This is a genomic window from Neisseria sp. P0007.S010, from assembly GCF_051962875.1.
GTDB classification, from domain to species: Bacteria; Pseudomonadota; Gammaproteobacteria; order Burkholderiales; family Neisseriaceae; genus Neisseria; species Neisseria subflava_A.
Genome location: NZ_JBQCUX010000067.1, coordinates 1 through 239 on the forward strand (window position 1 = coordinate 1; position 239 = coordinate 239).

Here is a 239-nt window from a genome sequence, read left to right on the forward strand (position 1 = left end):
CTGAGCATCCCCGATTACAGCACCTTATGCCGCTACCGCAACTGGCTGGCGCAAGACGACACCCTGTCCGAATTGCTGGAACTGATTAACCGCCAACTGACCGAAAAAGGCCTAAAAGTAGAGAAAGCATCCGCCGCCGTCATTGACGCCACCATTATTCATACCGCCGGCAGCAAACAGCGCCAGGCCATAGAAGTCGATGAAGAAGGACAAGTCAGCGGCCAAACCACACCGAGTAA

1 pseudogene is annotated in these 239 nt (G+C 54.4%); it reads left to right on the plus strand.

Going from position 1 to position 239, the window contains the following annotated elements:
* Positions 1–239 (plus strand): annotated as a pseudogene (locus ACTHR7_RS10925) (IS5/IS1182 family transposase); the annotation flags it as partial.